This is a genomic window from Caulobacter rhizosphaerae, assembly GCF_010977555.1.
Lineage (GTDB): Bacteria > Pseudomonadota > Alphaproteobacteria > Caulobacterales > Caulobacteraceae > Caulobacter > Caulobacter rhizosphaerae.
Map to the genome: position 1 here is coordinate 735084 of NZ_CP048815.1, position 21073 is coordinate 756156.

The 21073-nt window shown below is 69.2% G+C and carries 22 protein-coding genes and 2 pseudogenes; 13 read left to right on the forward strand and 11 right to left on the reverse strand.

Going from position 1 to position 21073, the window contains the following annotated elements:
- Positions 1-55: 55 nt before the first annotated feature.
- Positions 56-940 carry a LysR family transcriptional regulator gene (locus G3M57_RS03405; RefSeq protein ID WP_163228730.1) on the reverse strand — a complete coding sequence of 295 codons (885 nt, stop codon included), beginning with the start codon at positions 938-940 and terminating at the stop codon, positions 56-58.
- A 125-nt stretch (positions 941-1065) separates the two neighbouring features.
- Here G3M57_RS03405 and G3M57_RS03410 point away from each other — a divergent pair, with 125 nt between their 5' ends.
- A complete protein-coding gene (locus G3M57_RS03410; RefSeq protein ID WP_163228733.1) occupies positions 1066-2070 on the forward strand; it encodes an aldo/keto reductase in 1005 nt (334 codons plus the stop codon).
- 69 nt (positions 2071-2139) lie between these two features.
- Here G3M57_RS03410 and G3M57_RS03415 read toward each other — a convergent pair whose 3' ends face one another.
- Positions 2140-3087, reverse strand: coding sequence for an IS110 family RNA-guided transposase (locus G3M57_RS03415; RefSeq protein ID WP_163228532.1), 948 nt, complete (start codon positions 3085-3087; stop codon positions 2140-2142).
- Positions 3088-3452: 365 nt separating this feature from the next.
- On the opposite strand from G3M57_RS03415, the gene G3M57_RS03420 reads away from it, so the two are divergent.
- Together G3M57_RS03420 and G3M57_RS03425 are read left to right on the forward strand one after the other, a co-directional pair.
- The gene (locus tag G3M57_RS03420; protein WP_056758713.1) at positions 3453-4481 is read left to right on the forward strand and encodes a mechanosensitive ion channel family protein; all 1029 of its coding nucleotides are present in this window, start codon (positions 3453-3455) and stop codon (positions 4479-4481) included.
- 416 nt (positions 4482-4897) lie between these two features.
- A complete protein-coding gene (locus tag G3M57_RS03425; RefSeq protein ID WP_163228734.1) occupies positions 4898-5947 on the forward strand; it encodes an HpcH/HpaI aldolase/citrate lyase family protein in 1050 nt (349 codons plus the stop codon).
- 110 nt (positions 5948-6057) lie between these two features.
- Here the strand turns inward: G3M57_RS03425 and G3M57_RS03430 are convergent, their stop codons facing one another.
- Both G3M57_RS03430 and G3M57_RS03435 read right to left on the reverse strand, forming a co-directional pair.
- Positions 6058-6477, reverse strand: coding sequence for an OsmC family protein (locus G3M57_RS03430; RefSeq protein WP_163228736.1), 420 nt, complete (start codon positions 6475-6477; stop codon positions 6058-6060).
- Between the two features lie 68 nt (positions 6478-6545).
- Complete coding sequence (locus G3M57_RS03435) at positions 6546-6746, reverse strand: hypothetical protein (protein WP_028037995.1); 201 nt, start codon at positions 6744-6746, stop codon at positions 6546-6548.
- A 342-nt stretch (positions 6747-7088) separates the two neighbouring features.
- Between G3M57_RS03435 and G3M57_RS03440 the strand changes: the two genes are divergently transcribed.
- From G3M57_RS03440 to G3M57_RS03450, 3 genes are all read left to right on the forward strand, one after another.
- On the forward strand, positions 7089-8051 hold the full coding sequence (locus G3M57_RS03440) for an acetyl-CoA carboxylase carboxyltransferase subunit alpha (RefSeq protein ID WP_163228738.1): 963 nt from the start codon (positions 7089-7091) through the stop codon (positions 8049-8051).
- A gap of 95 nt (positions 8052-8146) precedes the next feature.
- Positions 8147-8836 carry a hypothetical protein gene (locus tag G3M57_RS03445; protein WP_156402269.1) on the forward strand — a complete coding sequence of 230 codons (690 nt, stop codon included), beginning with the start codon at positions 8147-8149 and terminating at the stop codon, positions 8834-8836.
- Between the two features lie 93 nt (positions 8837-8929).
- Complete coding sequence (locus tag G3M57_RS03450; RefSeq protein ID WP_163228740.1) at positions 8930-9364, forward strand: carboxymuconolactone decarboxylase family protein; 435 nt, start codon at positions 8930-8932, stop codon at positions 9362-9364.
- Positions 9365-9434: 70 nt separating this feature from the next.
- On the opposite strand, the gene G3M57_RS03455 is transcribed toward G3M57_RS03450, so the two are convergent.
- Positions 9435-9623: a hypothetical protein gene (locus tag G3M57_RS03455; protein WP_156402270.1), complete on the reverse strand. Its 189-nt coding sequence runs from the start codon at positions 9621-9623 to the stop codon at positions 9435-9437.
- A 205-nt stretch (positions 9624-9828) separates the two neighbouring features.
- On the opposite strand from G3M57_RS03455, the pseudogene G3M57_RS03460 reads away from it, so the two are divergent.
- From G3M57_RS03460 to G3M57_RS03475, 4 genes and pseudogenes are all read left to right on the forward strand, one after another.
- A pseudogene (locus G3M57_RS03460) lies at positions 9829-12022 on the forward strand (putative bifunctional diguanylate cyclase/phosphodiesterase).
- A 118-nt stretch (positions 12023-12140) separates the two neighbouring features.
- Positions 12141-12599: a recombinase family protein gene (locus G3M57_RS03465; RefSeq protein WP_163228742.1), complete on the forward strand. Its 459-nt coding sequence runs from the start codon at positions 12141-12143 to the stop codon at positions 12597-12599.
- A gap of 10 nt (positions 12600-12609) precedes the next feature.
- A complete protein-coding gene (locus tag G3M57_RS03470) occupies positions 12610-13446 on the forward strand; it encodes a helix-turn-helix domain-containing protein (protein WP_056758755.1) in 837 nt (278 codons plus the stop codon).
- A gap of 68 nt (positions 13447-13514) precedes the next feature.
- Positions 13515-14063: a DUF1579 family protein gene (locus G3M57_RS03475; RefSeq protein WP_163228744.1), complete on the forward strand. Its 549-nt coding sequence runs from the start codon at positions 13515-13517 to the stop codon at positions 14061-14063.
- Between the two features lie 107 nt (positions 14064-14170).
- Here the strand turns inward: G3M57_RS03475 and G3M57_RS03480 are convergent, their stop codons facing one another.
- The 5 genes and pseudogenes from G3M57_RS03480 to G3M57_RS03495 all read right to left on the reverse strand — a co-directional run bounded on the left by G3M57_RS03480 (position 14171) and on the right by G3M57_RS03495 (position 17651).
- Entirely contained in the window at positions 14171-14662 is a 492-nt protein-coding gene (locus tag G3M57_RS03480) for a hypothetical protein (protein ID WP_163228746.1), read from the reverse strand.
- A 67-nt stretch (positions 14663-14729) separates the two neighbouring features.
- Positions 14730-15749: a beta-eliminating lyase-related protein gene (locus G3M57_RS03485; RefSeq protein ID WP_163228748.1), complete on the reverse strand. Its 1020-nt coding sequence runs from the start codon at positions 15747-15749 to the stop codon at positions 14730-14732.
- 139 nt (positions 15750-15888) lie between these two features.
- Positions 15889-16989: a Zn-dependent alcohol dehydrogenase gene (locus G3M57_RS03490; protein WP_163228750.1), complete on the reverse strand. Its 1101-nt coding sequence runs from the start codon at positions 16987-16989 to the stop codon at positions 15889-15891.
- An 89-nt stretch (positions 16990-17078) separates the two neighbouring features.
- Positions 17079-17170, reverse strand: a pseudogene (locus tag G3M57_RS27860) (hypothetical protein); the annotation flags it as partial.
- A 10-nt stretch (positions 17171-17180) separates the two neighbouring features.
- Positions 17181-17651 (reverse strand): chemotaxis protein CheW, encoded by a 471-nt coding sequence (locus G3M57_RS03495; RefSeq protein ID WP_163228752.1) that lies wholly within the window; start codon positions 17649-17651, stop codon positions 17181-17183.
- 227 nt (positions 17652-17878) lie between these two features.
- On the opposite strand from G3M57_RS03495, the gene G3M57_RS03500 reads away from it, so the two are divergent.
- Positions 17879-18298, forward strand: coding sequence for a hypothetical protein (locus tag G3M57_RS03500; RefSeq protein ID WP_056758771.1), 420 nt, complete (start codon positions 17879-17881; stop codon positions 18296-18298).
- 75 nt (positions 18299-18373) lie between these two features.
- Here the strand turns inward: G3M57_RS03500 and G3M57_RS03505 are convergent, their stop codons facing one another.
- On the reverse strand, positions 18374-19174 hold the full coding sequence (locus G3M57_RS03505; RefSeq protein WP_056758774.1) for an inositol monophosphatase family protein: 801 nt from the start codon (positions 19172-19174) through the stop codon (positions 18374-18376).
- Between the two features lie 546 nt (positions 19175-19720).
- Here G3M57_RS03505 and G3M57_RS03510 point away from each other — a divergent pair.
- Positions 19721-20113 (forward strand): hypothetical protein, encoded by a 393-nt coding sequence (locus tag G3M57_RS03510; RefSeq protein WP_163228754.1) that lies wholly within the window; start codon positions 19721-19723, stop codon positions 20111-20113.
- The gene (locus G3M57_RS03515; protein ID WP_163228756.1) at positions 20110-20964 is read left to right on the forward strand and encodes a sigma-70 family RNA polymerase sigma factor; all 855 of its coding nucleotides are present in this window, start codon (positions 20110-20112) and stop codon (positions 20962-20964) included. Before G3M57_RS03510 ends, G3M57_RS03515 begins: the two co-directional genes overlap by 4 nt.
- Positions 20965-21073 lie beyond the last annotated feature (109 nt).

Consider the following 21073-nt stretch of genomic DNA (forward strand, 5'->3'; position numbering starts at 1 on the left):
AGCGACGAGACGGAAGGGGCGTCGTGCGGCTCCAAGCGCGAACGCCGAGGGGCCCCTAGGCCCGCATCCAGTCGATGAACGCCCGCAGGGCCGGCGAGAGCTGGCGGCGGCTGGGATAGTAGAGGAAGAAGCCGGGGAACGGCTCGCACCAGTCGTCCAGCAGCGAGACCAGTCGGCCGGTGGCGATGTCGTCGGCCACCTGGTCGCGGATCAGGAAGGCCAGCCCGGCGCCGTCCAGACAGGCGCGGCGGATGACCTCGTTCTCGTCGCTGACCAGCACGCCCGGCGGGTTGACCACCACCTCGCGCCCCTGGCGTTCGAACTCCCACGGCCAGGGCTGGCCGCTGCCGCGCCGAAACAGCAGGCAGCGGTGGTTCAGGACGTCCTCGGGCCGTTCGGGCGCACCGTGGGCCACGACATAGGCCGGCGCGCAGACCAGGGCCTGGCTCAGCTCGCGGCCCAACGGGGCGGCGATCATGTCGGCCTGCAGGCTCTCGCCCAGCCGCACCCCGCAGTCGAAGCCGCCGGCCACGATGTCGGACAGGCCGTCGTCGCAGACGATCTCGATCCGCACGTCCGGATAGGCGTTCAGGAAGCCGCCGATCCGCGGACCGACCAGCCAGCGGGCCGCCGAGCGGGCGATGTTGATCCGCACCCGCCCCGACGGCCGGTCGCGGAACGCCGCCACCTCGGACAGGGCCGCGTCGATGTCGGCCAGGGCTGGGGCCAGCCGCGCCAGCAGCCGCTCGCCGGCCTCGGTGGGGGCGACGCTGCGGGTCGTGCGGTGCAGCAGCCGCACGTCCAGCCGGGCCTCCAGGTTGCGCATCGTGTGGCTGAGGGCCGAGGCCGAGACGCCCAGCACCTGGGCGGCGGCGCGGAAGCTGCGATGCTGGGCCACCAGGGCGAAGACGGCGAGGTCGGGCAGGGGGCGGGAATCCATTGCTGAGTATTGCTCAGCAGTTCGTTGAGACTTCAAGCGCTTATCCCGGGAGGGGCCCGCCCCCATCTTCACCCCGTCGGCAGGCCGCGCCTTTCGACCGCAAACCCAGGCATGAGGATATCACCATGAAGACGCGCAAACTCGGCGACGGGCTGGAAGTCTCGGCCATCGGCCTGGGCTGCATGGGCATGGGCCAGGTCTACGGCACGGCCCTGGACAAGGCCGACGCCTTCAAGGTGCTGGCCCGGGCGGTCGAGCTGGGCGTCACCTTCTTCGACACCGCCGAGGTCTACGGCCCCTACACCAACGAGGTGCTGGTCGGCGAAGGCCTCAAGCCGTTCCGCGACAAGCTGGTGATCGCCACCAAGTTCGGCTTCGACATCGCGCCGGAAGGGACCGCCGAGGGCTTCGCGAGGATGCGCGGCACCGACAGCCGCCCCGAGCACATCCGCACCGTGGCCGAGGCCTCGCTGAAGCGGCTGGGCGTCGAGGTGATCGACCTGTTCTACCAGCACCGCGTCGACCCGAACGTGCCGATCGAGGACGTGGCCGGGACGGTCAGGGACCTGATCGCTGAGGGCAAGGTCAAGCATTTCGGTCTGTCGGAAGCCGGTCCCGAGACCATCCGCAGGGCCCACGCGGTGCAGCCGGTCGCGGCCCTGCAGAGCGAATATTCGCTGTGGTTCCGTGAGCTGGAGCAGACCACCCTGCCGGTGATCCGTGAACTGGGGATCGGCCTGGTGCCCTACAGCCCGCTGGGCCGGGGCTTCCTGACCGGGGCGATCAAGGCGGACGCGCCGCTGGCCAAGGACGACTTCCGCCGGGGCCTGCCGCGCTTCCAAGGCGAGGCCCTGGCCAAGAACCTGTCCCTGGTCGAGGCGCTGACCGCGATCGCCGCCGAGAAGGGGATCACCCCGGCCCAGCTGGCCCTGGCCTGGATCCTGGCCCAGGGCGAGCACATCGCCCCGATCCCCGGCACCACCAAGATCAGCCGGCTGGAGGAGAACCTCGGCGCCGTCGACGTGGCCCTGTCGGCCGACGATCTGGCCCGCATCGCCGCGGCGGTGCCCGAGACCGCGGTCGAGGGCGCGCGCTACAGCGAGGCCGGCCTGGCGATGGTGGGCAGATAGTCGCCCTCTCCCGGAGGGGAGAGGGAGGGACCCGCCGCGTAGCGGTGGGAGGGTGAGCAACCATGTTGATCAGGCGTGGCGAACCCAGGGCTGCTGTCGCTTGAGGACGAGGTTTGCGGCTTCGACGAGTTTTCGCATGACGGCGACGATGGCGACCTTGGGCGGTTTGCCGGCGGCCAGGAGGCGATCGGCGAAGATCTTGAAGGCGGCATCGAAGCGCTTGGCGGCGATGGCGGCCAGATAGAGCATGCGGCGAGGTCGGCTTCGACCGCCGCCGATGAAGCTCTGGCCCTTCCATTGGCCCGACTGGCGGTCGAAGGGAGCCACGCCCAGCAGGCTGGCGGGCTGGCCGCGCTTGAGGGCGCCCAGCTCGGGCATGCGGATCACCAGGCTGGCGGCCACCAGCGGCCCGACACCTGGCAGAGACCGCAGCAGCGTCCAGCGGGCCAGAAGGTCGGGCCAGGCCTTGAGCGCGGCCAGGATCTCGCGCGCCAGCCGGGCCTTCAGCCGCGCCAGGCTCTGGATCTGCTCGCCCAGGCTGGCGGCCAGATCGGGCAGGGTCACATGCTCCATGAAGGTCTTCAGCTGGGCGGCCTGGTCGCTGATCTGCTCGTAGGCCGTCAGGCGTTCGGCCAGATGGGCCAGGCGCGGGTCCTGGGCCGCCCGCACCGTGTCCACCTGCGCCGTCGCCGCCGCGATCAGCGCCGCATCCAGCCGGTCGGTCTTGGCCCGCCGCCGCTTGAGGCGCGCGAACAGCTTCACCTCCAGCGGCTGGTGCACCACCACCTCCAGCCCCGCCGCCTCAAGTCTGGCCCGCACGCCGCGCTCGTAGCCCGCCGTCGCCTCCAGCCCCACGCGTCTGACGCCGCGTTCCGCCAGCCAGGCGATCAGCCCTTCCCAGCCCGCTGCGTCGTTGGCCACCCGATGCTGCTCGGCCCTGCCGAGCACGGCCGCATCCAACTGGCGCTTGCCCACATCGATCCCGGCGATCGTTGTGCTAGACTTGTTCCTATCCATCGATCCCATCCTTGTGGCTCCGGACCCATACGTCCCTGCAACCATCCGGGTCATGGATATGCCAGCGGCGACCAGGCTCACCCGCAGCGCCAAAACGCTCAGGGGTTATCGGTCCCTCCGCCGGCGGTCCGCCTGGTGCTGAGAACACCAGGCGGACGTCCCGGAAGACACCAGCAGCTTACCGCTTCTCCAACAGACAAGGGGTTACACCCTCACCGATTTCTCGCAACGCCCTGCCGGCGCTCCGTCGGACTCACCACCCCCTCACCCTCCCACGCCTGGCGGCGCGGGCCCCTCCCTCTCCCCATGGGAGAGGGAGCTTTGGGTATTGCCCCTTCCGTCCCGGCGCCCCCACACTCGCCGTCATGGCCGACAATCCGCTGCAGCGCCTCGACGCCCTCGAACTGGTCAAGATGGGCAAGAGCACCATCACCCTGGGCGGGCTGGGCGCGGCGATCGTGATCGTGGCGGCGGCGATGCTGGCCGCGCGCCTGGCCGCCGCCGGCCTGCGCCGCCTGCGGGCTCGGGCGGTCGACAACGCCTCGTCGCTGTACGTGGTCGAGAAGCTGGCGACCTACGGCCTGGTGGTGATCGGCTTCCTGGCCGCCCTGTCGACCATGGGCATCGACCTGACCTCGCTGGCGGTGTTCGCCGGGGCCCTGGGCGTCGGCGTGGGCCTCGGCCTGCAGGGGGTGATCAAGGACTTCGCCTCGGGGATCTCGCTGGTGTTCGAGCGGCTGGTGGCGGTGGGCGACTTCGTCGAGCTGTCCAACGGCGCCCGGGGCGTGGTCCACGAGATCGGGCCGCGCGCCACCCGCATCCGCACCAACGACAGCACCGACATCATCGTGCCCAACTCGGTGCTGGTGAACGACCAGGTCATCAACTGGACCCTGCACCACTCCAACCGCCGCATCCGCGTGCCGTTCGTCACCGCCTTCGGCGCCGACAAGGAGAAGGTGCGGGCCGCGGTGCTGAAGGCCGCCCATTCGGTGCCGTTCACCTCGCCAGACGACGCCGTGCGCAAGAGCCAGGTCTGGCTGGTCGGCTATGGCGACTCGGCGCTGAAGTTCGAGCTGGTCGTCTGGCCGACCATCGAGTCGGTGCGCCGGCCGGCGGCGATCTTCGCGGCCTATACCTGGGCCATCGATGACGCCCTGCGCGGGGCCGGGATCGAGATCCCCTATCCGCAGCGCGACCTGCGCCTGCGCGGCGTGCTGGGCGAGGAGGGCGACGACGCCCGCGCCGCCCTGCGCCTGGAGCCCCGCGCCGCCCGCCGGGCCAAGGCCAAGGCCGCGGCCCCCGCGTCCAGCAACGACGCGGCCGAGGACCTGACGCGCGAGGATCCCGAGGAGCCGCCGCAGCCGGTCCAGGGACCGCCGGCGAAGGGATAGTTAGGGAATTCTGACCCCAGCATAGGCGCGGTCGGCTTTGACGCACGGGTCGAAGGCGATATCGTAAAGCCAACCCTTGTCTCTGCACATCCGACATGCGCCGCCCGCGCCTCGACGCACCTGCGCATCGGGATACGCGCTGGCTTGTCTCGCCAACTGACGACACGAGATCTCTCGCTGTGCAAACCACCCGCCGGTCGCCAGCAGAAGAGCGGCAGCGACGATCGAAATGGCTAGACGGCGCGGCTTTCTGGTGAGCATTCGGGCAGCTTAGCTGGTCGGTTGCAATTATTCACCGTCGAGCTTTCGCGAGGGCGGCGGCTTTCCGCTGACCCATGCGTCAGCCTTGACCCCGCCCACCCCGCGCCGCAGTCTTCTCGCAACTGCGAAATAAGAAACGACGCCGGGAGCCCGCCATGAAGACCCCCCGAGGCTTTTTCAAACCCCTGGCGATCGGCGCGCCGACGCCGTGGCGCGAGCCGCCGGCCCGGGTCGAGCGAATGATCCACTTCGTGCCGCCGCACCTGGACAAGGTGCGGGCCAAGCTCCCCGAGATCGCCCCGACGGTCGACGTGATCCTGGCCAACCTGGAGGACGCCATCCCCGCCGACGCCAAGGGCGCGGCCCTGGCCGGCGCGGTGGCGATGTCGCGCGAGGTCGACTTCCGGGCCCTGGGCGTGGGCCTGTGGGTGCGGATCAACTGCCTGAACTCGCCCTGGCACCTGGACGAGGTGGCGACCCTGGTCGAGAAGGCCGGCGACCGCATCGACGTGATCATGGTCCCCAAGGTCGAGGGGGCGTGGGACATCTTCTACATGGACCAGCTGCTGGCCTCGCTGGAGGCCAAGCACGGGGTCACCCGGCCGATCCTGCTGCACGCCATCCTCGAGACCGCCGAGGGGGTGATGAACCTCGAGCAGATCGCCGGGGCCAGCCCGCGCATGCAGGGCATCTCGCTGGGACCGGCCGACCTGGCCGCCAGCCGGGCCATGAAGACCACCCGGGTCGGCGGCGGTCACCCCGGCTACCGGGTGATCGAGGACCCGCACGCCGACGGTTCGCCCCGAGCTTCCGTCCAGCAGGACCTGTGGCACTACACCTTCGCCAAGATGGTCGACGCCTGCGCGGCTCACGGCATCAAGCCGTTCTACGGCCCGTTCGGAGCCATCGACGACCCGGTCGCCTGCGAGCAGCAGTTCCGCAACGCCTTCCTGATAGGCTGCGCCGGGGCCTGGACCCTGCACCCCAGCCAGATCGCCATCGCCAAGAAGGTGTTCTCGCCGGCCCCCGACGAGGTGGCCTTCGCCCGGCGCATCCTGGAGGCCATGCCCGACGGGACGGGCGTGGCCATGCTGGACGGCAAGATGCAGGACGACGCGACCTGGAAACAGGCCAAGGTCATGGTCGACTGCGCCCGGCAGATCGCGGCGAAGGACGCGGAATATGCTGGGCTGTATGGGTTCTAGGGGGCGAAGGACCCCCTCAGTCGCTTCGCGACAGCTCCCCCAGAGGGGGAGCATCTGCTCGGACTAAATCCTCCCCCTCTGGGGGAGGTGGCCCAGAGGGCCGGAGGGGGTTACGCCGCCACCGACGTCACCACCCGCGACCCCGCCACCAGCATCTTGTGCACCGGGCACGCCTCGGCGATCTCCATCAACCGGGCGCGCTGGGCCTCGTCCAGGTCGCCGGAGAGGGTGATCGTCCGCTCGAACAGGTCGGCCGGCTGCGAGGACGGGTCGCGACGCCAGGTCACCTCCACGTGCACCGCGCCCAGCGCCCAGGCCTTGCGCCGGGCGTAGAGCCGCAGGGTCTGGGTGGTGCAGGCCGCCAGGCCGGCGGCGACTAGGTCGTGGGGATTGGGGCCGATGTCCAGCCCGCCGTCCACGGGGCCCAGGTCGGCGGCGAAGCGGCTGGGGCCGGCGGCGACCAGGATCTGCACGCCGCCATGGCCGCTGTCGTCGGCGGTGGCGGAGGGGCGGGCGGGGGCGACGATCATGGCGGACTCCGGCGAACGAAGCCCGACTTATAGCGCGCCGAAAAGGACGCGCTTGAAGCTTCGTACGATCAGGCCGCCGCGCGCTGGGCCGAGGTCACCTCGAACAGGCGCGTGGCCCCGCGCCACACCTCGACGGTGTCGCAGCCGCGATGGACGCCGACCAGCTCTTCGGCGCGACGGCGAGCGGCATGGTCGTCGGGACAGGGGGTGACGTCGAAGCGCGGTACCGAGCCATCCGGCTCGACACAGAAGAAGGTGAACACCTGCATGGGAACGTCCGTTCGCATCAGGCGGGACCGGGTCCATATTCGATGGGCGGGGCCGCAGGCGTCGGCTTTGGTTCTAAGCCGACCAGAAGCATATAGGCGAGAACCCCGCGATTAACCAGTAACCATCGGTTTTCAGACGAGACTCTCCTGGGGACGAATCCCTGGGACGCAAAAGGGGTTCCCACACGGCCAAGGTGTCGCTGCGACGACGAGTCGCAGGGCCGGCCAGCGCGTGAGGCGCTTCTGGGCCGATTTCGTGGCCGGGACGCCAAAACCGGTTTCGTTTTCGGCTATCGCGCTCTAGGTTCGCCACCTTTCCGCAACGGCGACGTTAAGAGACCCATGGCCGCGCACTATCTCGACTTCGAGCGACCCATCGCCGATCTGGAAAGCAAGATCGAGGAGCTGTCCCGGCTTTCCGAGACGGCGGGCCCCGGCGCGTTCGAAAGCGAGATCCAGGCGCTGCGCGACCGCGCCCAGCAGTTGCGCAAGGAAGCCTATGCCGGCCTCGACGCCTGGCAGAAGACCATGGTCGCCCGCCACCCCGAGCGGCCGCACCTGAAGGACTACATCGCCGGCCTGATCGATGAGTTCGTCGAGCTGCGCGGCGACCGCAAGTTCGCCGACGACCAGGCGATCGTCGGCGGCCTCGGCCGGTTCCGCGGCGTTCCCGTCGTGGTCATGGGCCACGAGAAGGGCCACGACACCACCACCCGCCTGAAGCACAATTTCGGCATGGCCCGCCCCGAGGGCTACCGCAAGGCCGTGCGCCTGATGGACATGGCCGAGCGCTTCAACCTGCCGGTCATCACCTTCGTCGACACTGCCGGCGCCTATCCGGGCCTGGGCGCCGAGGAGCGCGGCCAGGCCGAGGCCATCGCCCGCTCCACCGAGCGCGGCCTGGTGCTGGGCACCCCGATGGTCGCCACCATCGTCGGCGAGGGCGGCAGCGGCGGGGCCATCGCCCTGGCCGGGGCCAACAAGGTGCTGATCCTCGAGCATTCGATCTATTCGGTGATCTCGCCGGAAGGCGCGGCCTCGATCCTGTGGCGCGACGGCGCCCGGGCCAAGGACGCGGCCGCCAACATGAAGATCACCGCCCAGGACCTGATCCAGCTGAAGATCGTCGACCGCATCGTCGGCGAGCCGGCCGGCGGGGCCCATTCCGACCCGGCCGCGGCCATCGAGGCCGTTGGCGACGCGGTCGAGGACGAGCTGAAGGCCCTGATGAAGCTGTCGCCGGCCGAGCTGAAGAAACAGCGGGCCGAACGCTTCTACGCGATCGGCCGCGAAGGCCTGCAATAGGGCGGACAGGACCGAAGGGACCGCTAACATAGCGATTGACCCGGCGAGCCCCCCATTCCATCCTTTATTGCAATAACAACAAAGGGAGGATCGCCATGAACCGTCGTACATCGCTGGCGATAGGATGCGCGCTGGTCGTCATGGGCCTGGGCGCGGCCGGCCAAGGCATGGCCGCGGACGAGGATCCCTCGGCCGCCGTCATCGAGGGCCTGGTCTCCACCCTGCCGGGCGGGGTGGTCAGCATCAAGGCCGACCCGACCCTGTCGAACGGGCGGCTGGTCCTGCGGGTCGTGGCCTTCAACAAGGGCGCGGCGCCTGTCACCCTCAACGCCGCCGATATCAAGCTCTATACCAGCGCCAACCAGCCCGTGGCGCTGCTGCCCCTGGACCAGTTGATCGCCGAGGTTTCAAGCCCGGCGCCGGGGCGGTCCGTCGGATCGGCGACCGGCTATGGGGGGCAGGCTCTGGCCACGGGTCAGGACGGACGGCTGGACGTCAGCGGCTTTTCGGGCGCCAACCAGACGGTGGCGGGCGGCTTGTCGTCCCAGGTGCAGGCCCAGATCGGCGCGCCCGGCAAGCTCAGCAAGGCCGACCAGGCCCAGGTGGACACCCTGCGGGCGGCGATCCTGCAGTCGGTCGAGGTCGCGCCGAACACCGCCGCGGGCGGCCAGATCGTCACCGACAAGCTGAAGTTCGATCGCGACGCGCCGCGCGAGCTGAAAATGGTGGTCCGCTTCAACGGCGAGAAGCACGGCTTCATCTTCGGCGCGCCGCCCGCTCGCTGAGCGGAAGGTTTTTTCGCCGCCGATGTCACGCGGGCCCCGGCTGCGTCGTCTTGTTCCCGAAGCCCCAAGATCGGGCCAGACGAGGACAAGACCATGAGCGCCCAAACCGCCCCCTTCCGCCACGACATCAACGTACCGGCCGTCTACCAGGCCTTCATCGCCGCCGAGACGGCGGCGGTGGGTGCCGGCGTGGACAAGCACCTGGTGCACCTGGTCAAGCTGCGCGCCTCGCAGCTGAACCAGTGCGCCTTCTGCGTGAAGATGCATTCCAAGGAGGCCCGCGACGACGGCGAAACCAACGAGCGGCTGGACCGCCTGGTGGTCTGGGGCCACGTGTCGGACTTCACCGCCAAGGAGAAGGCCGCCCTGGCCTGGACCGAGGCCCTGACCCAGCTGCCCACCCACGCCGACCTCGGCCCGCTGCGCGCCGCGTTGCGCGAGCACTTCACCGACGTCGAGGCCAGCGCCCTGACCACGGTGATCGCGATGATCAACCTGTGGAACCGGCTGGGCGTGTCGGTGCACTAGGCGGAGTTCCTATCCGGTCGGTTTGTCGTCCCGGATCCCGCTTCGCCGGGATGACAAATGTGATGTACGGCTAGTCGATCTCGTCGTCTCGCAAGAGACGGTCGAGATCTTCCGGCGCCAGTTTCTTGATCGCGGCTTCCTGCTTGCGATCATAGTCCCGATCGTTGGGTTCCTGACGCTTTTGCTTCGGACGCCCATATTGACGAACGAAACGCGCGAGATCCGCCACTTGGCGCGCGAGCTTCTCGTCCCGGTTCAATTTTATCGCCATGCCCTGCAGCCTAGCTTGAAATCAGCGGCGCGAAACCTCGCCGATCACCGCTCGGGATCGCTCGCGGTAAACACCCCGGCAAACACTGTGACGTCCCCGCGAAGTTTTCGTGAAATAGCCACGCTTGCGCCCCGGGATTAGCCACTCGTTAGGCGAGAAATGGTCCCTCCAGCCCCGAGTAAAGGGGCTTGCCATGTTCACCCTGCGAGACACCGTGTCGTCCCTGGTTCCGGCCCGCGCCGACACCCTGGGCAAGACGCTGTACGAGCGGTTCCGCGAGGAGCCGGACACCCTGATCGTCCCGGTGCTGGACGCCGACGACCGTCCCATCGGCCTGGTCGAGCGCAACGCCTTCTTCCTGCGCATGGCGGCCGAATATGGCCGGGCCCTGTACGCCCTGCGGCCGATCTCGGTGCTGATGGACAGCGACCCGCTGGTGGTCGAGGCCGACGTCGAACTGGCGGCCTTCACCAGCGACAGCCTGTCCTATCGGGCCAGCGACCTGCTGCGCGGCTTCATCGTCACCGACGGCGGCCGCTATCTCGGCGTCGGCACGGTGCTGGGCCTGCTGCAGGCCGCCAACGAGACCAACCGCCGGGGCGTCGAGGCCCTGGCCTCGGCCAAGGCCGACGAGGAACGGGCCCGCACCTTCATGACCGCGGTGGTCGAGGCCATCCCGTCGATGGTGTTCGTCAAGCGGGCCGACGACCACGCCTACGTGCTGCTCAACCGGGCCGGCGAGAAGATCCTGGGCCACCCCCGCGCCGACATGATCGGCCGCACCGACGCCGACTTCTACCCGGCCGAGCAGGCGGCCATCTATCGCGAGCGCGACGCCGAGGTGATTTCGTCGGGCGAGGTGCGGGTGATCGAGGAGGACCACGTGCCACGCAAGGACGGCTCGGTCGCCCTGCTGCGCACCAAGAAGATCGCCATTCCCGGCCCCGACGGCGCGGCCGAATATCTGCTGGGGGTCTCGGAGGACATCGCCGAGCGCAAGCGGGCCGAGGCCCAGATCGCCCGCCTGGCGCACTATGACCCTTTGACGGACCTTCCCAACCGCCTGCTGTTCCAGAAGGACCTGTCGGCGGCGGGAGGACCTGGTGGCGGTGCACTGCATCGACCTGGACCGCTTCAAGACCGTCAACGACACCCTGGGCCATCCCGTTGGGGACGCCCTGCTGAAGATCGCCGCCGAGCGCCTGCGGGCCTGCGTGCGCGAGGGCGACACCGTCGCGCGGCTGGGCGGCGACGAGTTCGCGGTGGTCCAGTGCGGCCTGACCGACCTCTCCGGCGCCACCCGCCTGGCCGGACGCATCGTCGAAGCCCTGGCGGAGACCTTCGAACTGCAAGGCCAGCAGGTGATGATCGGCGGTAGCGTCGGGGTGGCGGTGTCACCTAACGACGGGGCCGACAGCGACGAACTCCTGAAGAAGGCCGACATGGCCCTCTACCGCGCCAAGGCCGACGGTAAGGGGGCTTTCCACTTCTTCGAGCAGGCCATGGACGAGGCCCTGCAGGCCCGTCGCGCCCTGGAGCTGGACCTGCGTCTGGCCCTGGCGGAGGGCCAGTTCGAGCTGTACTACCAGCCGCTGTACAGCCTGGGCGTCGACCAGGTGACGGGCTGCGAGGCCCTGCTGCGTTGGCGTCATCCGGTGCGCGGCATGGTCTCGCCGGCCGATTTCATCCCGCTGGCCGAGGAGATCGGCCTGATCAACGCCCTGGGCGAGTGGGTGCTGCGCGAGGCCTGCCGCGAGGCGGCCGGCTGGCCGCAGCCTGTGCGGCTGGCGGTCAACCTGTCGCCGGCCCAGTTCCGCGACCGGCATCTGGTGTCCACCGTGGTCTCGGCCCTGGCCGCCTCCGGCCTGGCCGCCGAGCGGCTGGAGCTGGAGATCACCGAGTCGGTGCTGCTGCAGGACACGGCCGGCAACATGTCGATCCTGCACGACCTGAAGGCCCTGGGCGTACGGATCTCGATGGATGACTTCGGCACCGGCTATTCCAGCCTGAGCTACCTGCGCAGCTTCCCGTTCGACAAGATCAAGATCGACCAGACCTTCGTGCGGGACATCCTCGACGACGCCGACGCCCTGGCGATCATCAAGGCCGTGCTCGACCTGGGCACCAGCCTGGGCATCACCACCACGGCCGAGGGCGTGGAATCGGTGGAACAGCTGGATGAGCTGCGCCGCCAAGGCTGCGGCGAGATCCAGGGCTATTTCATCAGCCGCCCCAAGCCGGCCGCCGAGATCGCGGCGATGCTGGGGGTTGTCGTGGAGAACAAGATGAAGGCGCCCGTGGTCGCCTTCTCCCCTGGGGAGAAGGAGAGGCCCGTGGCGCAGGCGTGGGAGGATGAGGGGGTTCTGAGCTCGACGGCGCGCCGATAAGGCGGTTCGTAAAGCCGGGGACAGGCGCATGCGCCTGTCCCGTCCAATTTATCCCCGACCTTTCCGCCCTCGCCCCCTAGCCTCGCGCCGCGATCTTCGCCACACAGCGACCATGCGCATGGTCGGCTATCTCAGGGTTCCGCCCGTCAGGGGCGTGGTGATCGACGGGCCGCAGTCGCAGCGGCTGTTCGACGCCGGCTGCGACCAGCTGTTCCACGACCGCTGCTACGGCCTGGCCGTGCACAAGCCGGGGCTGGACCAGGCCCTGGCCGCGATGAAGCCCGGCGACGTGCTGGCGGTCATCAACCTGCACGCCTTCGCCGCCCACCTGGTCGACCTTCTGGAAGTGCTGGCGCGGTTCGAGGCGGCCGAAATCCACCTGCTGACTCTGGCCGAGGGGATCGACACCCGCGCGCCCGGCGGCTTCTTCACCGCTTGCGCTCAGCTGGCGACCTTCCACGACCAGCGCCGCATGGTGCGCACGGCTGAGGAGAAGATCGTGCGCGACGGCGGGCGGCGGCCGGCCGAGGCTGGACAAGCGTCCGAGCCGGTCCCAGATCTTGGTCCCGACGCCTGAGGACATCGCCATGACCGCCGCGCCCGCACCGAAACGCACCGCGGACGGGCGCCCGGCCATCGGCGTATTGCTGCGCGAGCAGCGCGAGCTGCGGCGAATGAGCCAGCTGGACCTGGCCCACGAGGCCGGCGTCTCCGCCCGCCATCTCGGCTTCGTCGAGATCGGCAAGGCCCAGCCGGGGCGGGAGGTCATCTCGCGGCTGGCCGACGCCCTGGGCCTGCCGCTGCGCGAGCACAACGCCCTGCTGCTGGCGGCCGGCTACGCCCCGCAATATGGCGAGCGCGACCTGACCAATCCCGCGATGGGGCCGCTCAGCCAGGCGATCGACCTGATCCTGCGCCACCAGGAGCCCTATCCCGCCTTCGTGATCAGCCGCCGTTTCGAAGTGCTGGCCGCCAACGAGGCGGCGATGCGGGTCAACGCCTTCCTGATGGAGGGGCGGGCCAGCCCGCACACCAACCTGCTGCACCAGGTCTTCGACCCCGACGACTTTCGCCCAGTGATCGCCAACTGGCCCGAGGTGGCGGCCAAGTTCGTCCGCCGCCTGCAGGACGAGCTGATCGCCTCGCCGGCCGACCCGGAGATCCGCCGCCTGCTCGACGAGATCCTGCGCTATCCCGACGTTCCGGCCGCCTGGCGGCTGCGCGAGCTGGGCGCCGAGCCCGAACCCGTGCTGACCATGGTGTTCAACAGTCGCGCGGGGCCGTTGCGGTTCTTCGAGACGATCACCACCTTCGCCGCCCCGCGCGACGTGACCCTGGACGAGCTGCGCATCGACTGCGCGTTTCCGGCCGACGCGCGCACCGCCGAGGTCTGCGCCAGGCTGGCGGCCGGCGAGTTGCACTGACCCGCGAGGTAGTTGCGGCCGTCCGCCCGACCGCGCACGTCTTCCCGGCGTTGAATCGGGAGGAGCGGATGATGCGGATCGGGTTCAGGACGGCGTTGATCGTGGCGGCGGCGATGCTTGGCGCGACGTCAGGGGTGCGGGCTGAAACGCTGGACGCCGAGCACGCGGCCCTCGCGCGGTTCGCCGGCCACTGGACGGTCAAGCAGAGCTACTGGACCAGCCCCGACAAGCCGCCGGTCGTCGACCAGGGCGAGGCCGACCTGGCCATGGTGCTGGACGGCCGCCACCTGCGGCAGGACCTGCGGATCGCCGGCAAGGACAAGCCGTTCCACGGCCTGGGCTATATCGGCTACGACACGGCGGCGAAGACCTTCTTCAGCACCTGGATGGACGTCAATTTCACCGGCCTGATTGTCGCCCGGGGCGCCTATAACGCGGCGGCCGGGCGCTACACCTTCGTCGGCGAAACGCCCGACTTCGACCATCCGGGCCAGTCGATCCCGTTGCGCGAGGTGCTGACGCGCCAGGACGACGACCACTTCACCTACGCCTATTACGAGACGCGCGGCGGGCGGGAGTCGCAGGCGGTGCGGCTGGAGTACACGCGGGCGCGTTAGGACCCGCCGGATTCAAAGGCGGAGTGATCCGAGTTCGGCACGTTACGGCGTTCGGGATCTGGTGTGGGTTTGGCGGGCGAGCGGGTCACTGCCGCCAATGCGCGCCACTAGTCTCCCGAACGTCTCACAGCAGCCGGCGCGGTGAATGTGCAGCAGGCCTGGATGGCCGGCGCGCCTTTTTCCGGCTCGACCGGCACGAAGCCGGATCCATCCCTGACGTAGATGATGTTGCCTTCGACGTGGTCGATGCCGGCCGCGCCGATGATGGCGAAGTAGTAGGTCTTGTCCGGCTCGATATCGACCTGGAGTTCGGCGTTGTTCTGCGCCGAAAGCAGAGGCCAGCCGAGTTTGAGCTTGTGGACTCCAGCAGCGACCTGAACCGCGGTGAAGCTGTTCTGCTTCAGGGTGGCGACGTTGCGGCCATCGATCTTCAGGGTCGTCGACCATAGGGTTGGTTCGGCGTAGGCGCGGAAGATGAAGACGTTCTCGCTTCCAGTCAGGGCGGCGGCCTGGGCGGAAATTTGCGCTGGGGCGGGCGAAGCGCCCAGCATGACGATCAGGCCCAAAGCCGCCGAAGCGAACTTTCCGTGCAGCGCCATTCCGTTCCTCGCGGCTGATCTGGCGCGTATCTTAGGTGGCGGCCTGGGTGAACTCAACGGCTTAGCTTCAAGCCACCGCCTTCAGCGCCTCGCCCAGTTCCTCGACCATCTCCGGCGTCGTGGCCCAGGAGCACATGAAGCGGGCCGTGCCGTCCAGGAAGCGGTAGACGAACCAGCCCCGCGCACGCAGGCGCTCCAGGGCCGCGTCGTCCATGTCGACGAACAGGCCGTTGGCCTCGACCGGATGGCGCAGGGGGAAGGGCATCAGGGCGGCCAGCTTCCGCGCCATGGCGTTGGCATGGGCCGCGCGGGCGGCCCAGGGCCCGCCGTCGCCGGCCTCGCCCAGCAGGCCCAGCCATGGCGCGGACAGGAACCGGCCCTTGGAGACCAGCTGGCCGGCGTGCTTGAGGCGGGCGTCCAGGCGTCGGGCCAAGGCCTTGTCCAGGAACACCACGGCCTCGGTCGGGGTCGAGCCGGCCTTGGTGCCGCCGATCACCAGGATGTCCACGCCGATCTTCGCCACCCGCCTGAGGTCGAAGCCCGCCGCCACGGCGTTGGCCAGCCGCGCCCCGTCCAGATGGACGCCGTAACCCCTGGCCTTGACCGGCGCGATCAGGGCGGCCAGGTCGTCGGCGCTGTAGACCGTGCCGTACTCGGTGGCGTTGGTCAGGGACAGGGCGGCGGCCGGCTGGCGGTACGAGACGTCAGGCTCGGCCAGGGCCAGCTCCAGCCCCGGCAAGGCGATCTTGCCCGAGGCGCCGGGCAGGCCGATCAGGCCCACGCCCTGGCCGAAGAAGCCCGGCGCGCCGGTCTCGTCGGTGCAGATATGGGCGTGCTCGTGGGCCAGCACCGCCTCGTGCGGCTGGGCCAGGCAGGTCAGGGCGAAGGCGTTGGCGGCCGTGCCCGAGGCGGTGAACCGCACCTCGGCGTCGGCGTCCAGCAAGGTGCGGATGCGGTCGGCGGCGGCGGCGCTGACATGGTCGGTCCCATAGCCCGACGCCGTGCCTTCATTGGCGGCGACGATCGCGGCGATGACTTCCGGCATGGCCCCGGCGACGTTGTCGGAGGCGAAGTCGTAGCGGGCCATGGGGGAGTCTCGGTGGAGGCGTGGGGTGTTTCCGATGCCATGGCGGAGGCGGGAGCGTCTAGGGCAAGAGCGTCTCCCCGATCACCTCATCCTCTTCATCCTCGGACTTGTTCCGAGGATGACGAACGGGGGATGATCCTCAATCGAACACGATCACCGACCGCGCCAGTTCACCCCGCTTCAGTTCGTCGAAGGCCGAGTTGACGTCCTCCAGCTTGATGCGCCGCGAGATCAGTTCGTCCAGCTTCAGCTTGCCGCCCATATAGGCGTCGACCAGGCGGGGCATGTCGACCGGGAAGCGGTTGCTGCCCATGAAGCTGCCCTGGATCTTCTTCTCGCCCAGGAAGTCGGGGCCGTGCAGCTCGATCATCGTGCCGACCGGGATCATGCCGATGATGTTGGCGGTGCCGCCCCGACGCAGCATCTTGAACGCCTGCTCGGCGGTGACCTTCAGGCCGATGGCCTCGAAGCTGTGATGGACGCCGCCGCCGGTCAGCTCCTGCACGGCCTTGACCGGATCGTCGGCCCCGGCGTCGATCACGTCGGTGGCCCCGAATTGTCTGGCCAGCTCCAGCTTGCTGTGGATGCGGTCGATGGCGATGATCCGGCCGGCCCCGGCCATGGCCGCCCCGTTGATGGTCGCCAGGCCCACGCCGCCGCAGCCGATCACCGCCACGGTCTCGCCGGGCCGCACGCCCGAGGTGTGGATCACCGCCCCGACGCCGGTCATCACCGAGCAGCCGATCAGGGCGGCGCGGTCGAACGGCATGTCGCGGCGGATGGCGACGCAGGCGTGCTCGTGCACCAGCATCTGCTCGGCGAACGACGACAGGTTCAGGAACTGGGCCATCTTCGTGTCGCCGGATCCGGACAGGTCCTCGCGGAACAGTCGCGGTTCCTCGCCCTTGGCGCGCTTGGTTTCCGGGCTGATGCACAGGCTCATATGGCCAGTCAGGCAGACCTCGCAGTGGCCGCAATAGGCGCTGAGGCAGGTGATCACGTGGTCGCCCACCTTGACGGTGCGGACCTCGGACCCGACCGCCTCGACGATCCCGGCGCTCTCGTGGCCCAGCACGGCGGGCAGAGGATGGGGATAGGAGCCTTCGACGAAGTGCAGGTCGGAGTGGCAGACGCCGGCGGCCTTGGTGCGGATCAGCACCTCGCGCGGACCCGGCTTGCCGATCGAGACCTCCTCGATCGTGAGCGGCTTGCCCACTTCGCGCAGAACGGCGGCCTTCATTGGCGATCTCCCTAGTTCGTTTCGGGAGACCCTAGCGGGCGGGCGGGGGGCGAAGGAAGGGGTGTTCGAACAAATGTTCGGAGAGGGCGTCGCCCTCGTCCTTCGACAAGCTCAGGATGAGGATGATGGATGCGCCGCGTTCGAATTCATCCTCATCCTGAGCTTGTCGAAGGACGAGGATGCGGCAAGCCTTACGCCGCGATGGCCACCTTACGCTCGGGCAGGATGGCGTCCACGGCCAGCAGCACGATCATGGCCGCCTCGGTGGTGATCACCGCCGCCACCAGGGGCGAGGCGGCGTCCTCGCCCAGCGGGGGCGGGGGGCTGATGGCGTCGGCCGAGACGATGAAGCTGTCGCAGACGGCGTCGACCAGCAGGCCGGCGACGTCGTCGTGGTGCTCGACCACGATGATCACCTGGCGGGCGCTGTCGGCGGCCACGCCCTTGCCCAGGCGTTCGGACAGGTCGATGACCGGCATCACCTGGCCGCGCAGGTTGATGACGCCGCGCACATAGGGCGGCGCGTCCGGCAGCGGGGTGGCCGGGGTCACGCCGCGGATCTCGCGAACCGCGCCAACGGGCACGCCATAGGTCTGGGTCCCGACTTCGAACGACAGGATCTGCAGATCCTCGCCGGCCGCATAAGCCACGTTCCTGGACATCGCCTGGTCGCCTTCAAGCCTGTCGCCGCCCGTTCTGGGCGCCGTCTTGGCCGCATCCTCGCGCGGAAAGGTGAATCAATCGGCTTGTTTCAAGGATTTAGGACTCCAGGCCATGGTCGCCGAAGCTGACGGCCCCGTTCAGCCTGCGTTCAGCCGCTGGGTCCGAGGATGGTCTCAAGAAGGAGATGGGACGTATCCGAACGCCTCCTCCAGGAAGGAACAGCGTCATGACCCGCAATCTGAAGACCACGATCGGCCGTGTCGCCGCGGGCGTCGCGGCCCTGGCCATGGTCGCCGGCGCCAGCGCCGCCTCGGCCCAAGGCTACCGTCACGGCGGCTATGGCGGCTACTACGGCGGCCGTCACCACCACCACGGCAACGACGCCGGCGTCGCCATCGCTGGCGGCATCGTCGGCCTGGCCCTGGGCGCGGCGATCGCCGGCAACGGCAACAACCACTATCGCAGCGGCTACAGCTACGGCTACGCCCCGCCGCCGCCCCCGCCGCGCTACTACGGCGGCTACGGCTACGGGCGTCCCTATGGCTACGGCTATGGCCGGGGTTACGGCTACGGCCGCGACTGCTGGACCACCCGCGACTACGACCGCTACAGCGGCTCGGTCTACGAGCGGACCGTCTGCCGCTAGGCGAGGTCCACACCGACACGAAGACGCCCCGGGTTCGCACCCGGGGCGTTTTTCGTTTTGGAGCAGTGGTTGGCTTTACCCCGCCGCCGCTTGCAGCCGCTCCAGCACCAGGGGGTGCAGCTCCTGGTTCGAGGCCAGGATCGAGACGCCGGCCACCGGGTCGCCGTGCTCCTCGATGGTGCTGACCTTGCCGCCGCTCTCGGTGACCATCAGCACGCCGGCCGCCACGTCCCACGGCTTGATGTTGCGCTCCCAGTAGCCGTCGAAGCGGCCGGCCGCGACCCAGGCTAGGTCCAGGGCCGCCGAACCGAAGCGGCGCACGCCGGCGACCTTCTGGCTGATCTGGTGCAGTTCCTTGAGGAACTGGGCGTGGCCGGGCTTGCCCAGGAACGGCACGCCGGTGGCCAGGACGGTTTCGTCCAGGTGGCGGCGGGCGGCGACGCGCAGGCGCTTCTCGGCGCCCAGATAGGCGCCCTTGCCCTTTTCGACCCAGAACAGGTCGTTGGTGATGGGGTTGTAGGTGACGCCGGCCACCACCTCGCCCTCGCGCTGCAGGGCGATGTTGACCGCGAAGTGGGGGATGCCGTGCAGGAAGTTGGTGGTGCCGTCCAGCGGGTCGACGATCCAGGTGTGGGTCTTGTCGGTGCCCTCGACCAGGCCGCGCTCCTCGCCCAGGAAGCCATAGCCGGGGCGGGCCTTCTCCAGGATCTCGAAGATCACCTGCTCGGCCTTCTGGTCGGCGGCGGTGACGAAGTCGGCGGGACCCTTCTTGGACACCTGCAACTCGGTGACTTCGCCGAAGTCACGGGCCAGGCCGCGGGCTGCTTTACGCGCAGCGTCGATCATCACGTTCAGGAGGGCGGAAGCGGTGGCCAAGGCGGGTGTTCCTCATAGTTCCCCCTGCGCAGCGTCATGAGGATGACGGCGGGGGATATGCATGCGGGCGGATAGAAAGATCGGGAAAGTGGGCGCGATACCTAGTCGCCTGGGCCGCCGAAAGCAAGGCGAGGGGATTTTGTCGCGCTCAGGCGCCGGGCTTGCGGTCGCGACAATGGAGATGGCGCGCCACCCAGGCCAGCACGCCCAGCACCAGTAGGCCGAAGGCGATCAGCAGCGCCTTGACGATTCTGGGGTCCGCCACGTCCACGATGTCCCCAGACCTGACTTGGACGGTCACCTGGACCGCGTCTCGCGGGATGATTGGGTTTCCGGCCGGAAGGTTCAGGGCTCCGAACGCTGCGAGAGCCAGAAGGACCAAGGCGACAAGTTTCAAACGGGTTTTCATGCTGTCCGTCGTATCGATTTCCTGCGCAGCTTGGCGAGCTTCACCCTTTCCGGCAACCTAAGCGCGGATTCCCACGCCGCCATGTCACATCTACGGCGCCAATCTCGTCCTGCTTCTGAACAACGGAGGGCGTGACGATGCAATGGGCGAAATGGATCCTGCCGGCCATCCTGGCGATCAACGGCGCGGTGATGATGCTGGTCCCGGCCTGGTGGTATCCGCGCGTGCCAGGGGTGATCGAGACCGGGCCGCTGAACGACCACTTCGTGCGCGACATCGGGGCCGCCTACCTGGCCTGCGCCGTGGCCCTGGGCTGGGCGGTGCGGGACCCGGCGCGCGGGCTGGGCGTGGCGGTCGCCGCGGCGGCCTTCCTGACCCTGCACGCCGCCATCCACCTGATCACCCCGTTCTGCGGCGCGGGCCTGCCTTGGCCGCTGCTGGCCCGGGACTTCCCGGGCGTGTTCCTGCCGGCGATCGTCAGCCTGCTGGTGGTGCGATCGTGCGTTCGGCGCCAGAAGAGGACGGCATGAGTCAGCAGGATTCCATCTTCGAGGAACGGCGCGGCGCGATGACGGGCCTGGCCTACCGCATGCTGGGCTCGCGGGCCGACGCCGAGGACGTGGTCCAGGACGCCTGGATCCGCTGGCGCGGCGTCGCGGCCGGTGAGGTCGCCAACCCGGCCGGCTTCCTGAACAAGGTCGTCACCCGCCTGTGCCTGGACCGGCTGAAGTCGGCCCGCGCCCGGCGCGAGGTCTATGTCGGCGAGTGGCTGCCCGAGCCAGTGGTCGACGACGACCACGAGCGCCTGGGCGAGGACCTGTCGGTGGCCTTCTTGCTGGCCCTGGAGCGCCTGACCCCGCTGGAGCGCGCCGCCTTCCTGCTGCACGATGTGTTCGACCTGCCCTTCGCCGAGGTGGCCAAGACCCTGGGACGCGGCGAGGCCGCCTGCCGCCAACTGGCCGCCCGGGCCCGCGAGCACGTCAAGGCCGGCAAGCCGCGCTACCGCCCCACCGCCGAGGAGGAACAGCGCCTGACCAGCGCCTTCCTGACCGCGGCCCTGAGCGGCGACGAGAGCCTGCTGCGTGGGATCCTGGCCCAGGACGTCGTCCTGCACGCCGACGGCGGCGGCGTGGTCAGCGCCAACCTCAACCCCGTGTCGGGCCTGGAGAAGGCCGTGCGCCTGCTGATGGGCATCAAGAAGAAGTGGCCGGCTCCAGAGGGCACGACCGCCCGCCTGGCGCGGATCAACGGCGCCCCCGGCATTGTGCTCAGCCACGACGGCGTGGTGTTCCAGACCATGGGCCTGGAGATCGCAGACGGGCGCATCGCGGCGGTCTACACGATGCGCAATCCGCAGAAGCTGGCGCGGCTGAACAGCTGAGCCGTCGTGCGTCCTTCGAGGCTCGCCCTTGGCTCGCACCTCAGGATGAGGAGGTCGGCACAGGGTTCCTCATCCTGAGGCGCCCGCCCATTCTTGCCTAAGGAGGGCG

Coding starts and splice junctions, on each gene's coding strand:
- G3M57_RS03405 (WP_163228730.1), bottom strand. CDS start 940: ATGGATTCCCGCCCCCTGCCCGACCTCGCCGTCTTCGCCCTGGTGGCC.
- G3M57_RS03410 (WP_163228733.1), top strand. CDS start 1,066: ATGAAGACGCGCAAACTCGGCGACGGGCTGGAAGTCTCGGCCATCGGC.
- G3M57_RS03415 (WP_163228532.1), bottom strand. CDS start 3,087: ATGGATAGGAACAAGTCTAGCACAACGATCGCCGGGATCGATGTGGGC.
- G3M57_RS03420 (WP_056758713.1), top strand. CDS start 3,453: ATGGCCGACAATCCGCTGCAGCGCCTCGACGCCCTCGAACTGGTCAAG.
- G3M57_RS03425 (WP_163228734.1), top strand. CDS start 4,898: ATGAAGACCCCCCGAGGCTTTTTCAAACCCCTGGCGATCGGCGCGCCG.
- G3M57_RS03430 (WP_163228736.1), bottom strand. CDS start 6,477: ATGATCGTCGCCCCCGCCCGCCCCTCCGCCACCGCCGACGACAGCGGC.
- G3M57_RS03435 (WP_028037995.1), bottom strand. CDS start 6,746: ATGCAGGTGTTCACCTTCTTCTGTGTCGAGCCGGATGGCTCGGTACCG.
- G3M57_RS03440 (WP_163228738.1), top strand. CDS start 7,089: ATGGCCGCGCACTATCTCGACTTCGAGCGACCCATCGCCGATCTGGAA.
- G3M57_RS03445 (WP_156402269.1), top strand. CDS start 8,147: ATGAACCGTCGTACATCGCTGGCGATAGGATGCGCGCTGGTCGTCATG.
- G3M57_RS03450 (WP_163228740.1), top strand. CDS start 8,930: ATGAGCGCCCAAACCGCCCCCTTCCGCCACGACATCAACGTACCGGCC.
- G3M57_RS03465 (WP_163228742.1), top strand. CDS start 12,141: ATGGTCGGCTATCTCAGGGTTCCGCCCGTCAGGGGCGTGGTGATCGAC.
- G3M57_RS03470 (WP_056758755.1), top strand. CDS start 12,610: ATGACCGCCGCGCCCGCACCGAAACGCACCGCGGACGGGCGCCCGGCC.
- G3M57_RS03475 (WP_163228744.1), top strand. CDS start 13,515: ATGATGCGGATCGGGTTCAGGACGGCGTTGATCGTGGCGGCGGCGATG.
- G3M57_RS03480 (WP_163228746.1), bottom strand. CDS start 14,662: ATGGCGCTGCACGGAAAGTTCGCTTCGGCGGCTTTGGGCCTGATCGTC.
- G3M57_RS03485 (WP_163228748.1), bottom strand. CDS start 15,749: ATGGCCCGCTACGACTTCGCCTCCGACAACGTCGCCGGGGCCATGCCG.
- G3M57_RS03490 (WP_163228750.1), bottom strand. CDS start 16,989: ATGAAGGCCGCCGTTCTGCGCGAAGTGGGCAAGCCGCTCACGATCGAG.
- G3M57_RS03495 (WP_163228752.1), bottom strand. CDS start 17,651: ATGTCCAGGAACGTGGCTTATGCGGCCGGCGAGGATCTGCAGATCCTG.
- G3M57_RS03500 (WP_056758771.1), top strand. CDS start 17,879: ATGACCCGCAATCTGAAGACCACGATCGGCCGTGTCGCCGCGGGCGTC.
- G3M57_RS03510 (WP_163228754.1), top strand. CDS start 19,721: ATGCAATGGGCGAAATGGATCCTGCCGGCCATCCTGGCGATCAACGGC.
- G3M57_RS03515 (WP_163228756.1), top strand. CDS start 20,110: ATGAGTCAGCAGGATTCCATCTTCGAGGAACGGCGCGGCGCGATGACG.